This window comes from Flintibacter muris (assembly GCF_943192995.1).
Taxonomy (GTDB): domain Bacteria; phylum Bacillota; class Clostridia; order Oscillospirales; family Oscillospiraceae; genus Lawsonibacter; species Lawsonibacter muris.
This window is the reverse complement of sequence record NZ_CALPCP010000003.1, coordinates 141,772-156,983: the sequence shown is the minus strand read 5'-3', so window position 1 is coordinate 156,983 and position 15,212 is coordinate 141,772. Positions and strand designations below refer to the sequence as shown.

The following is a 15,212-nucleotide window of genomic DNA, read 5'->3' as shown; positions in this document are numbered from 1 at the left end:
AGAACGCATAGATTAAAATTACATCTCTTGACAAGGGCATACAGCCCATAGTCAAGTACGATGGATAGTTGAAAATCAGATTTTCCACTCAATAGCGACACATTCACCCGTTGCGCGGATTTGAGAGATAAGGCCGTCAGCCACCTGCCGCCTATCGTCAAAGTCAATCTCTTCCCAGCGGTTCAGGTACACCGACAACCGCTCAATCTGTTCCGGCGACATGGTTTCCGCAGACAGGGCCGCGATTTCCTTTGACAGCGTCTGCCGCTGTGCGTCCAATTCCTCAATCTTGGTGTTGGCGTAGGAGATCAAAACCGCGCTGGCCCCGGTCAGGGTATTCAGCAGCTTTTCAATTTCATCCTCCACACGGGCCAGCTCCACATTTAAGGCGGTGAGCTTGGGATTGACCTTTTCCCGCTTGCCCGTCAGGGTTTGGAATTGTGCCAGCTTCTTCACCATTTCGCCGTAAATAAACCGCTCAAATTCCCTGGTGCGGAGCGTCCCACAGCCCGGACAGCTCTTGTTGTCCGCCCGCTTGGAGCATCGCAGGTATTGAACGCCTGACGGGTTCCCTACGCTCATTAAGGCGTACCCACAGCGGCCACACTTCACTTTCCCGGCCAGCCAGGTATTTTTCGCCTTGCGTCCGTTCTGGAACGTGGTGTTCGCCATCAGCTTTTTCCGACAGCGGAGCCACACATCCGCCGATACCAGCCCCTCGCTGGGGGCCACCACAAGGATCTGGTCTTTCAGGTGTTTGTTTTTCCGCGCCTGTACATCCCGGCCCTGGTAGAGATAACAGCCGTTTGTCCCCGCGAAGTCAGCCGCCTCGTTAATCACCACCGTACCCTGGCTTTTGAAAAATTCGTACATTTCCAGATCGGCCTGGGCGTAAATGGGGTTGCGGAGCATTTGGGAGATAAAGCCACGGGTCAGTTCCTTGTCATAAATCAGGATGCCCTCGTCCGCGAAGTGCCGGGCGATGTCCCCGAACGAGGTGGAGGGCTGGGCGTACATTTCAAACATCAGCCGGGCGATGTCCGCCGTTTCCGGGTCGGGCTTCATCATCTTTGTGCGGATGCCCTGAATGGTGGTGGGTTCCAGTTGGAAGCCGAACGGGGCCGCGCCGCTCATGTGAAAACCGCGCTGGCACCGGGAATAGTAAGCGTCCGTCACCCGCTTCTGAATGGTTTCCCGTTCCAGCTGGGCAAACACGATGCAGATGTTCAGCATGGCCCGGCCCATTGGCGTGGAGGTATCAAACTTTTCCGTGGAGGAAACAAACTCCACGTTGTACGCCTGAAAGGTTTCCATCATGGTGGCGAAGTCCAGAATGGAGCGGCTGATCCTGTCCAGCTTGTAGACCACCACCCGCTTAATCAGGCCCCGCTTGATGTCGGCTATCAGCTCCTGGAATTTGGGGCGGTCGGTGTTCTTGCCGGAATAGCCCTTGTCCGCCAATGTCAAGCACGGAACAAAAATTAAATGTAAATAAACTATGAACACTTCCGAATGGTTTCAACTGCGGGACTACTCGACCTCAGTATCAAAACACTTGGCATATCTGCTAATTAAATCTTCCAGCGCGGTGTGCCCGTTCTCGCAAAGTCGGTTCAGGTTTGTTTCATTTACAATGCCGGTGTCGTGAATCAGAATACCCAGCAGCCGAAGGGCTTCAAAAACCGCTCGTCTGTAATGGTACTCCATTTCACGTCGGTACAGCCACCGGAGATTTCCGTTACAATCTCCCGAATGTTTTTGAGCGTCTACCATTAGGCTGAGTGATGCGAGGATACTGCAAACCCGGTCCTGATAGGCGGCTTCTGTCGTATCGGCAAATCTAATATCCATGGTATTTCACCCCAATTTTATACGGATTAAGGGCCTCTCCGTCCAAGTTCTTGGATGGAGAGGCCCCTGCTTGGGACTATCTGTAATCTGTCCTGCTTGTGTTCACCAACTCACGCAGTATCTCGGTGGCCGTCTGTGGCACAGCGCCGTCAGCACAGACCACCTCAACAAACTGATCTTCCAGCCAGCGCAGATAAGCGTCCGTCCTTCCAACATCCCGCCCCAAGCGGGAGAGGTCTGCTACCAGCAGAAGGTCTATTTTCCCATCAGCCACCGCACCGGAAACCTCGGCCAACCCACGGCGGGAGAAGTCTAACCCGCTGGCCTGTTCAGCAGTCGTGCCCACAACCTTAAAACCGTGCGCTTCCGCATATGCCTCCAGACTGGCCTGTTGAGCCGCCAGCGCGTGTGCGTCAGGGTGTGCGACCCTGCAATAAATCCAGGCTCTTTTATTCTCCATCCTGATGATCTCCTTGCAAATCAAGTATCAGCTTTTTCAGCTCGTCCCGGTAATTCCAGACGGTTTCAATTCGCCCGCCAGGGTGGATGTGGACCTCTTTCAAAACATCCGCCACAATCTCATCGGTAATTTCCTCTACCTCCTGATACTTTCCAAAGGCAGAAACAAAACCGTTCCGCAAGCTACCGTCCGTGTCCATATTCTCCAGCGAGGCCTCCAACTCGGTGATCTGGACAGCGGCATCGTCCCGCTGTTTTGCGGCGGCGGCTTTTGCGGTGAGATATTCCGCCTTGCTGATCTCGCCCAATGCAAAGGATTCATAGAGGCCGCTGACCTGCTGGGAAAGCCGCTGGTGTTTCTCCCGCAGTCCCGCGAGTTTTTTCCTCGTGGCGGTAATATCCTTTTTCCGGCCCTGGCACTGTTCCTCCCATAACCGTCTCAGTTCCACCGCTATCAACGCCTGCATACGAAGCCCTTCGGACACAGTATCCAGAACGTCCGCTTCGGGTATCCTCACCCTGCAAGTATAGGCGGAATTCATGCGAGAAGTACGGCACACGAAATACGGCGCTGACCCCTGTACCCGACTCATGGCATAGCCGCAGGTTGCACAGCGGACTTTCTTCTGCAAGGGATGCCTATGATTTTTGACCGCTCCGCATTCCAAGGCTCGTATTGCCGCTTGTGCGCGGTCAAATTCTTCCTGAGTAACAATACCCTCATGGGTATCGTCTACAACTATCCAGTCCTCACGGTCAACCCGAACCACATGGGCATGACCGATCCGGTCACGAGTATGCTTCCCATAGACAACCCTGCCCACATACCGTTCATCCCGCAGGATGCCATAAATCAGACCGCCCGTCCAAAAGTTTTCGTCAAACAGATTGTTCCATTTGGTGCGGGTACACCCAGCCGCCCGCTTGTAAAGCATGGGAGTAGGTACGCCCTCCGCGTTGAGCTGCCGTGCAAGCTGTTCCTTCCTCTGGCCGTCCGCCGTCATGCGAAAAATACGCCGCACCGTCTCCGCCGCCTCCGGGTCTATCACAAGGCGGCTTCTGTCAGCCGGGTCCTTGACGTAACCATAGGGAGCAAAAGGGGAAAGAAAGTCTCCCTGCTGGGCGCGGAAACGCTTTGCGCTCCGCACCTTCCGGGACAGGTCCCGGCTGTATAGGTCGTATATGAGGGCCTTAAAGGAGGTTTCCAGGCTGTCAATATCGGCTGGCCGGATGCTGTCAAAGCCATCATTGACGGCGATAAACCGCACTCCCAGGAAGGGGAATACGCTGGAAATGTAGTTGCCGACTGTAAGATAATCACGGCCAAACCGGGATAAATCCTTCACCACGATACATTGGATTTTCCCCGCCCGCACCTGGGCGATCATTGCTTGAAAGCCGGGACGCTCGAAGTTTTTGCCGCTCCATCCGTCATCACAGAACTCGACTACATGGGAATCCGCCAATTCCGGGGTGCGGCTGATAACAGCGTCCAGCAGGTTTCTCTGGTTCGTGACGCTGTTGGATTCGATCTTCCCGTCTTTTCCTAAATCAACGTCCTCAGCAGACAACCGGATGTATTTAGCGGTCACGCCGGTCATGCGGACACCGCCTCTCCCTCTGCCGCCAGCAGCCGGAGCAGGGCATTGTATTCATCCCGGTAACGCAAAGTGATGGATACATGATTCTCTGCGTCAATTTCTACCCGCTCAATCAGGGCGTGGGCCATATCCGCCGTCAACGCCTGTTCTTCCCGGAACTGGCCGCAGGCGGTGAGCCAGGGGTTTTCCATGGTCTGCTGGCGTTCGTCCTTCTGCCGCTGTTCCAGCTCATCCAACCGGGCCTGCGCCCTTTCCATATCGGAGCGGTACTGCCGCTTCATTTCCGTGTATTCCCGCTCTGACATCAGTTTATCAGCGTAATTCTGATACAAGCTGTCATAGAGCATTTCCGCACGGCTTAGGGCCTGCCTTGCAGCAGCGATCTCCCGCTTGACAGCCGCCTCCCGACCCGCCGCTTTTGCTGATGTGCTGTACTGGCGCACCAACTTATCCAAATCCCCAGCCAGTGCGATCTCCTGCTGTAACGTGTCCCAAAGAAGCTCAATCAGCTTCGTCTCATGGAAATACTTCTTTGGGCAGGAAGCAAGATCATTGGAGTGGGTCTGGCAGATGTAAACATAGTAGCGTCTCCCGATACTGCTGTTCACGTTTTTATATCTCACCAGGGGCCGCTTGCAGTCCGCGCAGTAGACCAGCTTTCGGAGAATATTGGGTGTTGCACCCAATCCGTCATATTTTCCCTCTCGCGCATGATAGGTGCTTTTGGCGTCCTCTGCCATCCGCTGAACCGCTTGAAAGGTTTCTTCATCCACCAGAGGTTCATGGGTATTGCGGACGATAATCCACTCGGATTTTGGTACACGGCAGGTCTTTCTGCCCTCAGAAAGCCCGGAGCGTTTCCTTCCCTGCACCATATGACCCAGGTAAACCTCGCTGGACAGTATGTTTTTAACGGAGCATACGTTCCAAATCGCGTTGGCATATCGTTCGGATTTTGAATTACCTTTCAAATAGTGATAGCGGCCAGGAGAGGGGATATTCCGCTCGTTCAGCTTCCGGGCAATATTCTGATAGCTTATGCCGGAGAGCCGCCATTGAAAGATTTCTCGAATCACGGGCGCAATTTCCGGGTCTGGCTCAATGCGGTGGTAATCGTCGGCGCATTTCTGATAACCGTAAATCGCCCAGTTACCGATAAACTCCCCGTTCCGCTGTTTTGCCGCGAATACAGGCAGCAGCTTCCTGGAAATGTCCTTGCTGTAAACCTCGTTGATGATATTTTTCAGCGGCACAATATAGCCGTCCTGGGACCGTTCAGCAGTCAGCGTATCAAAATTATCGTTGACAGCAATAAACCGCACATCCAGAAGTGGGAAAATCCGTTCCAGATAGTTGCCGGTTTCCCGGTAGTTACGGCCAAACCGGGATAAATCCTTGACCACAATGCAGTCCACTTTCCCGGCCCGCACATCCTCCATCAGCCGTTCAAACTCCGGGCGGTCGAAGTTGGTCCCTGTCCGTCCGTTGTCGCAGTAGAGGTCGTAGACCTGCATATCTGGCTGGCTGTCAATGTAGCTCTGAATCAATTCCCGCTGATTGATGATCGTATCCGCTCCGGGCTTTCCGCTGTCCTCCACCGACAGCCGGACATAGCCGCCCGCCTGATATACCCGCTTGGGCTTTTCTGCGGGGGCCGCTACCGGCAGAATGGGATTGACCTTGCGTTTCGTCCTCGCCACCTCAGACCGCCTCCCTTCCGGGAAGGACCGTTTGCCGGAGTAAATCTGTCTGCCACTGAAATTCATCGTGCCAGCGGTAGACAATCTCAACCCTGCGATCACGGAAAATCAGGATGCGCTCAATCAAAGAAACAATCATCGTGCGGTCCAGAGCGTCAATGTTCCGGTACTTGCGAAACTGCTCTATCCAGTCCCGGCCCTCAGAGAGATTGCCCATTTCCCGGTTCATTTCCTCTTGAATGGCCTCGGCCTGTTCCTCTGCCTCGGCGCGGCGGCGGGAGTAGGTCCTTTTCAAGTCTTGGTATTCGTCCCGGTCGATCACGCCGTCAGCAAGGCTTTCATAGAGGGAGCGCAAAAGGGCCTGATTGCGGTCGATTTCTTCCCGCTTCTTCTCCAAACGGCCTTGGAGCTTCCGCACACCCGCCTGCTGAAGTTGGGCCGTGTCGGTCAGCTCCAGCAAATCAGAGAGGTCGATCACGTCCTGAATGTGCTTTTTCAAAGCCTCCAATACAATCTCGTTCAGCACCTCCACCCGCAGGGAGTGAGCAAAGCAGCTCTTTTCGTTCTTGTGGGCAGCGCAGACGTAATAGACATACTTCTTCTTGCCGGAGGAAACCGTCTTGCGAATCATGGCCCCGCCGCACTCGCCGCAGTTCACCATACCGGAAAACTGTTCTACCGCCCTGCCGCTGACACTGGTGCGGGTGTCCAGGGCAAGCACCTTCTGGATCGTCTCAAAGTCGTAGCGGTCAATAATGGCCTCGTGGCAGTTCTCCACCACCGCCCATTCCTCGCGGGGCTTCACCACCAGCCGCTTCACCCGGTAGCTGGGGGTGGTCACGCGCCCCTGCTCCAACACGCCGATGTAGACCGGATTTTTCAGAATCCGCAACACCATCCCGGCATCCCACACGGATTCCTCTTTCAGCCGGAAGGACGTGGAGTAGCGCATCCCCTGGGACCGCTTGTAGTCCATGGGAGTGAGGATACCCTCCGCCGTCAGGCGGTCAGCTATATCGCCCGCGCTGATTCCTTCCAGCTTCCATTTGAAAATGTCCCGCACCACACCGGCGGCGTATTCATCTACCAGCAGGCGGTGGCGGTTCTCCGGGTCCTTCCGATAGCCAAAAACAGCAAAAGAGCCGATGAAATCTCCGCGCTGGCGTTTGATCTCAAGCTGGCTCCGTGTTTTCACCGAGGTATCCCGGCAATATGCCTCGTTTATGAGGTTTTTGAACGGGATAACCAGCTCATCAGATTCCGCGTTGCTGTGCAGACTGTCATAGTTGTCGTTGATTGCGATAAAACGCACACCCAGAAAGGGAAATAACTGTTCCAGATATTCCCCTACGCCCAAGTGGTCCCTGCCGAAGCGGGACAAATCCTTGACCACAATGCAGTTAATCTTGCCAGCCTTGACCTCCGCCATCATCTCATGAAAGGCCGGACGGTCAAAATTGGACCCCGTGTAGCCGTCATCCACTTTCATGCCGCACTCCCGCAGTTCCGGGTGGCGCGTCATGTAGTCACGGATCAAATCCTTCTGGCCCGTGACGCTGTTGCTTTCCTCCTTGTCGCCGTCCTCGCGGGACAAGCGCACATAACCGCAGGTATTCCATACCTGTTCAGCGGAAATATTCATATTCTTCTCTCCTAATTGTTAAAGTTAATCAGCAAAACACTTTAACAACCAGGGGAGCGCCGGTTTGTCCTGTTGCCGTCATGTTAACATAACTTCCCGGCAATGTCCAGAGTGTTTTGCAAAAAAGTTTGTGTCAGCATTTGGAGCGTATGTAGGAGAGCATCCGGTCCTCCAGGGTTACATCCGTGTCGGTAAAACTGACCTTCACAACATATTTCCCGTGGCGGTAGCAGTAGGGATTGCCGATCTGCCGGATGAAGTCCAGAATCCTCTCCCGCTTGGGCAAATCGGTGTTGACCTTCACTTCCCGAATATCCCGCAGGCCGGTCGGGTCCACAGTCCGAATATCCACATTCTGCATAGCCTCGATCTGTTCCATGGAATAAGCACACGGTTCCATGTTTGTACCTCCTTTGCGATGAATCAATACCGCCGCAGACCTTCTGGCCTGCGGCGATTTGTGATGTATCAGCCCTTGAAGCGGTAAGGGAGCTTGCGGCCCCCGCGCTGCTGGCTGTTGTACTTGCTGAGAATGACGCGGGCAAATCGCAGGGCGGCTTTGTTGGTGGAGAAGTCCACCTTACCCCGGCGAATGATCTCGTCCGGGTCCACGGCGGACAGCCGCTTAATGAAAATCTGGTCCACCAGCTCCGTCTCATAGGTCTTGACGAACAGCGCCATACCGGAGAAGATAGACGCTTTAAGGGAGTTGGGTGTCCCGTGCCACGCCCCGGCAATCAGGCCCAGCATACGGGAGAAGGCCGCGCCGCCCAGGAGCCGGTAGGCGTTGATAACGGCGCGGGTGGTGGAAATTTCAAAGGGTTCCCCGGTGGGCCGGTCCAGCGCCCACACAAAGCCAGCGTCCTCCACCCGCTGCTTCACGTCAATGATCTCCGCGTCCGCGCCGGATTCCACAAGGGCCTTGGTCGCGTGGCCCAGCCGCAGCTTTCCTCTGGTCTGGTCCAGCATATAGTACAGCTCGGCCTCCTGCTCGTAGGTCAGGCCGGTGTAGATGATGCAGGGGACGGTCACATCCCCGCCGCCCGCCATCTTCCGCATAGCGGCGATCCGGTGCTGTCCGTCCACCACATTGAAATTGCCGTCCCGGAAGCTGACCACAATGGGGGTCAGCAGACAGGGGTTCCACTTGGCAATCAGCTTGTCCACATCCTCCGTCTCCACAGGCCGCTGATAGGGCAGGCCGGAGGTCAGCTTGGCGGTGGAGAGGTCACGGCTCACGCCAGGGTTGTGGTACTTCACTTCGGGGATGGTGGTCTGACGCTCCAAAGGCTCCGGTTTGGAGGTATGACGCTTTTTTCGATAGCTCATTTGTTCATATTCCTTTCCATTAGATTTAATAAATCCTCTATTGCAGAGGTAATGGTGGTAAAACGCTGACGTACAAAATCAAATTGCACCAGGGATATGTCGGGGAAAACGACTGTGCAGAAGGGGTCGTTATACCATGCGAAATTCTTGTGGAAGGTATCTACAAAGCCGTCAATATCCGCAAGCAGCGTGTCCGGGTTATAACTGCAATCTTTATTGGGATTCTTGAGATCGGCTACGGATTCCTCTATACTGGCATAGTGTTTATCGCCCAGGGTGTAGGGAACGGAGGGCGGCATTGGAGGCTCCGGGGGCTGCGGTTCCTCTGCCGGGGCAGGATGGTACTCACCCATGGATTTGATTTCCCCCGCTGCTAACTGGCTGGCCGCGTCCCTCTGCTGCTCCGGTTCCAGACGGGACAGCTTCAAAGCGTCCTTTTTCGTGATTTTGGTGCCGGTGTCCCGGATAATATCCTTTGCTTCGGTAGTCAGATTTTTAGCGGTCTGAATTTGACGTTCAACTGTCCTTCTACCGACGCCTAACTTCTCGGCAGTATCTTGAACAAAGGATTTCATAGAATCAGAACGACATTTTGACGTTCTGATTTTTTCGCTTTTTTGATCTCCGCCATTTTTCGTCTCCGGGTGAAGGGCTTCATAAATCTCCTTCCGGCGCAGAAGTAAATCACTGTACTCCACGGCAGATAAGCCCTTCCTGACCACGTTCTCATCAACCTCCGCCAGCTCTGCCAGTAGGCCCTCCAAACTGCTGACATTACACTCAATCTCCGTCCATCCCAGCAGTTTTGCCGCTTCCAGCCGGTGCAATCCGGCGATCAGCGTATGCTCCCGGTCAATGGTGATGGGGTTGAGCAAGCCCACCTTGGAAATACTGTCCACCAACTCCTGCACTCCCTCCGGGTCCACCTCCCGCCGTCCAGCGTTGACTTTGATTTCACTGATTGGAACAAGCATATTTTCACCTCCCTGGCCGCCGGCCTGTTATCGTTCATCCTTGCCGGATGGAACACCTGGGGCCACAGTTGGCCTATGGCTTCAGGTCTTTCATCCGGTGGGGGGGGAAGGGCCGCGCCGGTCCTGGCTGTGTCCTTCTTCTGTAAGGAAATATGACCGGCGCGGGTTCCCTTGAATACCCTTTATAAAAATGTGTGCCGTATTATCGGGCGGCATGACCGCCTTACTGCTCTCCCCCGGCACGGGAGTATGTAAGCCCAACCATGGCGGGTCGGCGCGGTGCCAGCAGACGGTGGCGGCAGGTGACTAAGCTGCCCAGGCCGTTCCCCCAGCATCTCCCTTTTACCCTGCGATACGGGTGTTTGCGGTGCATCCCGCGTCTGCGGCGTTGCCAACGCCGGACAGCCGCCCAGGTGTCGCTCGTACCTTTGATACTATCGTTTTAACGGGCAGGGAACGAGGGTCCACCCCCTTTCGTTCGTCCCCGGCCCGCAGGCAGTCTTGGCGATTGTGCGGCTGATGCAGGATACAGCACTTACATACTGATTATGAGCGGGAGCTTGTCCCGCTGTTTGTCAAGGTGCTACCAGTAGGTTATTGGGCTGCGAGTTGGAGGATGATGTTATCCATCATTTCCCGTTTTTCGCCAGTGAGCTGCGCCCTCAAATTCATAAGTAGCGCGGTTTCTTCTTCACCCAGCGGTTTGCGGCGGACAGGGTAGCCATCCGCCAGCTTAACACCACCGTTGCGGCCACGGGTGATCTCAATAGGGTAGATGCACATGAGCGCGATAATGTCCGTGCGAATGGTTTCCACGGAAACATTGAGTTCCTGCGCCAGATAATGATATGTAATCCGCTTTGCAACGGATAGCATTTCCACGATCATCAGGCGGCGTTCGTACACGCCCATGTACTCACCCCCTTCCTCTCCGGCCCTATAAATAATCCTAACAGGAATACACCAAGGCTCACTTGGTGATTTTGAAAAAAGTTTTGAAAAATTTTTAGATGTGTATTTTTTGACATTTTCTTGCCTCCGAAAATCTGAATGGGGTTAGGTCCTGGTTCAGATTTCCGGGGAGGAGCGCGGACACGAGCGTAGTAACACGATTTGCCACAGACAGCAAATAAATTTCTGATTTCGCCAAAATAAAATAGAATCCGCTTATATTTGCAAAAATGAGCAAAAATATTCGACTGCTTTCGACTACATTCACCGAAATACAACAGAGAATACAGTCGAAACCAGTCGAAAGAAAAAAAGGACGCGAACAACCGTAAAGTTGTTCGCGCTTCTTTGAAAAACCAAGGGGGTGGTTTATATATATTATCCCAATTTACGTCGAAATAGATTGTCTCAAAAGGGCCGCTTCAATAGATTTCCCCCTTCCAGTAAAAATAAAAAGGCACCGAGGGAGTGCTGTCTCCCTCGATGCCTTAATCGCATGATACTCACGGTTCAAAAGAATTGAGAAAGTTTGAATAAAACCTGTGCAAACGCACGTAATAAAATTAGTGGGGCTGCTATTCCTCTCCTTCCGTCTGCTCGTTTACCTTAGCTTTTATAAAACTAATGCTATTGATATATGCTTTCAGCAACATTTCCGCCCCGATTAAGAGGGGTTCGTCTATTTTTGCCAGCAGAGAAGTGATTGCAGAAATGTTGGACAATTCTGCTCTCCCAGTCAGCAAATAATCCGTAGTAGTACATAGAGCTTCAGACATTTTGCAAAGCGTTACATTGGATGCCCCACGCTTTCCTAATTCAATCTGTACCAGAAAATATTCAGAAATCCCAATAATTTCCGCAAAGTCTTTTCTGGATAAGTTAAGATTTTCTCGCGATTGTTTCACACGCTGACCAAATTCAATTCTTAATACTTCCTTGCCTTTCAAGAACTATGCACCCCCCTTTTTAGTGGAAATATTGGTTACATTCTAATAGTCCAATTTTACATTGTGCTATTAGATTTGCATATTTGCCAGTAGCACCCAAAGTTTTTGCACTGAAAGCACAAAATATTTACGCAATGGAGGTGTCGGCAATAAATAAATGCAACAGGCATCAAAGAATGTACCCTTTGATGCCTGTTGCTATTCACATGATTTCAGATCAAGAAAGTTAATACTATTTAATCTTTAATTCTCTAAAGCAAACAAATTGACGAACTTATAGTTTTCTCAACCTCATATTTGCCCTATTGGGAAACAATTTGCTGGTACATCTTCATTAACTCCGACACGCAGGCTGGTTCGGAGTTTAGTTTGCCCCAAAAGCCGTAGGCCATCATCACCGCCTTGTCGTTCTGCTGGTGGGCCTTCCGCAGCTCCGGGGGCATGGTGGTTTCATCGTAGAGGTCGGCAAGGCTGGCATCCGGGTAGAGGGTGCGGGCGTCAAGAATCGCCTGGGAGGTCTGCTCAATTTTGGCCCTTTGTGCGTCCCTGGGAGTAGGCCAGGGGAAGTTGTTATAGACAATTTTTATCGAATAGTCATAATCGCTTTTCAATCTTCCGCAAACCGCCCGCATCCAAGCCATGTGAACATTTGAGGTTAAAATGCCAAAATGATAAAGTGTTGCGTTCGGCATCAGCCGAACCTTATTGCTACACAGCACTGAATCATCCATAAAGCCCATCGGAACATAGCGTCGCCGCTCTGATGATACCTCTGGAACAACAATGAAATGTCCTTTCGGCATATTCTCAACATGGAATTATCATACCACATCAATCGGGTATTGTCTAGGTTCTATAAATTATGCAAAAGAACGCTACAACCCATGCTCCCGAACAAACTGTTTTAGCAGCTTTTCCAATTTGTAGACGAGCGCGTCAGGCAATTTCCGGGTGGTCAGGGCTTTGGGGATTCTTACGCCGGACACACCTGTGACCACCCGGCGGAACACCACACGCTCGTCATGGCGGTGGAGGGCCTTTATCTCATATCCCTGACTTGTCCAGGAATCGGAAATGTAGTAGTCAATCTCGTCCGGGATAATCGCATGGAAAGGGTATCCTTCCTCTCGCCACATGGGCGAGGTCATTCCCGGCATATTCTCATACCAGAAAGCATCGTAGAAGTACGCTTCTGCTGGTAAGCTGTCTCCTAGGATTTGCTCAATCTGGCGAAAGGTCAGAGTGAGAGGGGATTTGTCAGACAGTCGGAAGTATTCCCGCAATTCGAGGTAGGGAGACTCCCTCAAAGGGGCGGTGTCAACGAAATCTCCCAGCAGTTCAAAGAGGTCGATATGCTCCCCAAAAGCATCATCCGAATCCGAGAACATATCGTAGGCGCACTGGCGGTGAATGTAAATCAGATTTTGTACCCGCCGTCCTTTGCCGATCACCTTCTCGATTACCTCAACCTCCTGGTCGGCCAGCATAGGATTTCCGCAAAACGCACAGCGGCCCCCTTGCCGCTGCCATACCGCTTTATACTTGCCGTTGGCTTTCTGCTCGTCACGGCGATGCTGAAGCTGAGAGAAATAATCCTTGTCCAGATACGGATTGAAACTGACCTTGCAGGGCTTGTGCTGAACGATGGCGAGAGGAGCCAGCCGAACCACCCGGCAAGTCGGGTCATCGGGCAGGGCAAAAACGTGATACCCGCCCACATAAATCCAGAACTTCCGCAGTACGGTTTCCCTGTGCCAGTGTGAATACTTCTGGCACATCTTCACGACAAGCAGGCCCTCAACCACAGCGTCAATGTGACGGAAAATCATATAGGCGTCCGTACTGCGGTGGTACGCCGCCCATCCGCTCAGCTTGTCGTTAATTTTCTCAATCAGCGCCCTTTGTGTTCCCTTGAAATTCAAAATCAGATTTTCCAACTCGCGCTCAATCTTCTTAATGGAGCCGTCAGTCGGCTCGACTGTCAAAATGCCCTTCTTCTCTTGGAAGTGCCATGACAAAAACGTGAAGCCCTCGCTAATATGGGCGATATAGGTTTTCTCCTGATTGAATCCTAGGCCCCGGCTGGCTAAGAAGTCGCTGACACTCTGCATAATCCGCTCTGCGCTCTCTACTGACCTCGCCGTAACCACTATATCATCGGCAAACCTGACCATGCAGCCATTAGAATAATCAACACCGCCCATCGGGTAAAGACTGTCATAGATATGGGATTGCAGGCCGTCCAACAGCATATTGCCGAGGATAGGGGACAAGCTGGACGCAAAGGAAATTCCCTTGTTCGTTTCAAACAATTCACCGTCCTTGACAACACCTGCCCGGAGAAATTTCCGCAACACCGTCTTGTCCATTGGAATATTTTCAATGAGCCAGTTGTGCATAGCGTTATCGAAGAAAGCGGCAACATCGGCCCTGACGATCAACTTGGGCGGATTCTCCTGATTCAACTCCCGGAGTATGTAAGCGTAAGCGTCATGAGCCGAGCGGCCTTTACGGGCGAAAAAGGATTTTTTATCCGCTGTGGATTCAGCTACCGGGTCAAGAGAGAAAGAATACAGTACCAGCATAGCCTTATCCCTGGCGGCGGGGATATGCAACGTCAATTCCTTCCCCCGCTCCGTGACCTTCTCATATCGGTTCGGTAATGGCTGGTATCCTCTGCGGGTCAGGGATAAGGCCATTTTCATTTTTTGTGCGTCACTGGTCAGCTTTACGCCGTCAATACCCGCTGCTGAATTTGTGTCGGCAACGAAGCGGACGGCAAGTACCCTGGCGGCATACGAAGCCACCAGCTTATCCTGCATGATTTTGACGTTTTCCCAATCCCGGTTATAAGCGGCAAAAGCCAATTTGTTCTGCTTGCGGAAAAGCTCATTTTCCATTTTCGGCCAGTCTATCGTGCGCCACCTGACAGCCATATCTTCATCCGTGGTTTCCTGCTGAAAGGTGATTGCCCCCAGGATGATGGAAATGGGACAGTGGTCGGAACACAGAGTAGTCGTATGGTGCTTAATGCTCTGAACGTAGGCCAGCAGTTCCCCAGAAACGAGGAAATAATCCAACCGTGAGCCTTTGTTCTCCTGACGGCTTTTAGGCCGTGGCCCCCACCAGGTATAGGCCCCTTCCTTCTGCGGGTAAAAGGCCCGGAATACGTCAATGTAGCCAGCAGAGAGAAGCGTTTCAAAACTCGCTCGTTCCTCCGATTGAAACAGCGGTTCCTCCGGCGTGTTCTTCTGGTTCTCCGGGTAAATGTCGATGTACTCCCGTGTCACGTTGAAGTCCCCGCACATGATAACAGGCTTTGGCAGTTTCGTAACAAACTCCCGCAGGACCTTGTCCCATTCCATGCGGAAGTCCAGTCGTTCGGGGGACGAATGTGTGTTGAGGTTCGGAGCATAAACATTGACGATGAAATAGTCCTTGTATTCCATCGTGATAAGCCGTCCTTCATCATCAAACTTATCAATGCCAAGACCGTACTGGCAGGAGAGGGGCTGCCGCCGTGACAGTACCAGCGTCCCGGAGTAGTTGGAGCGTTTCGCCGGGTTCCAGAACAGCAGATAGCCGGGAACATTCAGCGGGCACTCCCCCTTGATTTCCTGACAGCACAGCACATCGGGCTTTGCGTCTGCCAGGAATTTCAAGAATCCGTTCCGTCTGCACCGGGCAAGCCCGTTGACGTTCCATGATACGATTTTCATGCTCGTATGCCTCCTGCGGGAAATTGTTCCTACAAGGAG

11 protein-coding genes and 2 pseudogenes are annotated in these 15,212 nt (G+C 52.8%); all 13 read right to left on the bottom strand.

Going from position 1 to position 15,212, the window contains the following annotated elements; genetic code table 11:
* Window positions 1-75: 75 nt before the first annotated feature.
* A pseudogene (locus NFS22_RS04495) lies at window positions 76-1,470 on the bottom strand (recombinase family protein); the annotation flags it as partial.
* A gap of 60 nt (window positions 1,471-1,530) precedes the next feature.
* A complete protein-coding gene (locus NFS22_RS04490; RefSeq protein ID WP_160572788.1) occupies window positions 1,531-1,851 on the bottom strand; it encodes a hypothetical protein in 321 nt (106 codons plus the stop codon).
* Between the two features lie 76 nt (window positions 1,852-1,927).
* Window positions 1,928-2,311 carry a recombinase family protein gene (locus NFS22_RS04485; protein WP_251316546.1) on the bottom strand — a complete coding sequence of 128 codons (384 nt, stop codon included), beginning with the start codon at window positions 2,309-2,311 and terminating at the stop codon, window positions 1,928-1,930.
* Window positions 2,301-3,911 (bottom strand): recombinase family protein, encoded by a 1,611-nt coding sequence (locus NFS22_RS04480; RefSeq protein ID WP_251316545.1) that lies wholly within the window; start codon window positions 3,909-3,911, stop codon window positions 2,301-2,303. Before NFS22_RS04480 ends, NFS22_RS04485 begins: the two co-directional genes overlap by 11 nt.
* Window positions 3,908-5,611 carry a recombinase family protein gene (locus NFS22_RS04475; RefSeq protein ID WP_251316544.1) on the bottom strand — a complete coding sequence of 568 codons (1,704 nt, stop codon included), beginning with the start codon at window positions 5,609-5,611 and terminating at the stop codon, window positions 3,908-3,910. Before NFS22_RS04475 ends, NFS22_RS04480 begins: the two co-directional genes overlap by 4 nt.
* 1 nt (window position 5,612) lies before the next feature.
* Window positions 5,613-7,253, bottom strand: a complete 1,641-nt coding sequence (locus NFS22_RS04470; RefSeq protein ID WP_251316543.1) for a recombinase family protein — start codon at window positions 7,251-7,253, stop codon at window positions 5,613-5,615.
* A gap of 133 nt (window positions 7,254-7,386) precedes the next feature.
* The gene (locus tag NFS22_RS04465) at window positions 7,387-7,653 is read right to left on the bottom strand and encodes a DUF6870 family protein (RefSeq protein WP_251316542.1); all 267 of its coding nucleotides are present in this window, start codon (window positions 7,651-7,653) and stop codon (window positions 7,387-7,389) included.
* Window positions 7,654-7,721: 68 nt separating this feature from the next.
* The gene (locus tag NFS22_RS04460) at window positions 7,722-8,582 is read right to left on the bottom strand and encodes a DUF6551 family protein (RefSeq protein ID WP_251316541.1); all 861 of its coding nucleotides are present in this window, start codon (window positions 8,580-8,582) and stop codon (window positions 7,722-7,724) included.
* Complete coding sequence (locus NFS22_RS04455; RefSeq protein ID WP_251316540.1) at window positions 8,579-9,556, bottom strand: ParB/RepB/Spo0J family partition protein; 978 nt, start codon at window positions 9,554-9,556, stop codon at window positions 8,579-8,581. Before NFS22_RS04455 ends, NFS22_RS04460 begins: the two co-directional genes overlap by 4 nt.
* 594 nt (window positions 9,557-10,150) lie before the next feature.
* On the bottom strand, window positions 10,151-10,468 hold the full coding sequence (locus tag NFS22_RS04450; RefSeq protein ID WP_251316539.1) for an HTH domain-containing protein: 318 nt from the start codon (window positions 10,466-10,468) through the stop codon (window positions 10,151-10,153).
* 614 nt (window positions 10,469-11,082) lie between these two features.
* Window positions 11,083-11,454, bottom strand: a complete 372-nt coding sequence (locus tag NFS22_RS04445; RefSeq protein WP_251316538.1) for a helix-turn-helix domain-containing protein — start codon at window positions 11,452-11,454, stop codon at window positions 11,083-11,085.
* 302 nt (window positions 11,455-11,756) lie between these two features.
* Window positions 11,757-12,254 (bottom strand): annotated as a pseudogene (locus NFS22_RS04440) (type IIL restriction-modification enzyme MmeI); the annotation flags it as partial.
* 75 nt (window positions 12,255-12,329) lie between these two features.
* Window positions 12,330-15,173: an exodeoxyribonuclease III gene (locus NFS22_RS04435; RefSeq protein WP_251316537.1), complete on the bottom strand. Its 2,844-nt coding sequence runs from the start codon at window positions 15,171-15,173 to the stop codon at window positions 12,330-12,332.
* Window positions 15,174-15,212 lie beyond the last annotated feature (39 nt).

Excerpts from the sequence above, each read along its gene's own strand:
- NFS22_RS04460 (WP_251316541.1), bottom strand. The coding sequence starts at position 8,582 with ATGAGCTATCGAAAAAAGCGTCATACCTCCAAACCGGAGCCTTTGGAG.
- NFS22_RS04465 (WP_251316542.1), bottom strand. The coding sequence starts at position 7,653 with ATGGAACCGTGTGCTTATTCCATGGAACAGATCGAGGCTATGCAGAAT.
- NFS22_RS04470 (WP_251316543.1), bottom strand. The coding sequence starts at position 7,253 with ATGAATATTTCCGCTGAACAGGTATGGAATACCTGCGGTTATGTGCGC.
- NFS22_RS04485 (WP_251316546.1), bottom strand. The coding sequence starts at position 2,311 with ATGGAGAATAAAAGAGCCTGGATTTATTGCAGGGTCGCACACCCTGAC.
- NFS22_RS04480 (WP_251316545.1), bottom strand. The coding sequence starts at position 3,911 with ATGACCGGCGTGACCGCTAAATACATCCGGTTGTCTGCTGAGGACGTT.
- NFS22_RS04490 (WP_160572788.1), bottom strand. The coding sequence starts at position 1,851 with ATGGATATTAGATTTGCCGATACGACAGAAGCCGCCTATCAGGACCGG.
- NFS22_RS04450 (WP_251316539.1), bottom strand. The coding sequence starts at position 10,468 with ATGGGCGTGTACGAACGCCGCCTGATGATCGTGGAAATGCTATCCGTT.
- NFS22_RS04455 (WP_251316540.1), bottom strand. The coding sequence starts at position 9,556 with ATGCTTGTTCCAATCAGTGAAATCAAAGTCAACGCTGGACGGCGGGAG.
- NFS22_RS04435 (WP_251316537.1), bottom strand. The coding sequence starts at position 15,173 with ATGAAAATCGTATCATGGAACGTCAACGGGCTTGCCCGGTGCAGACGG.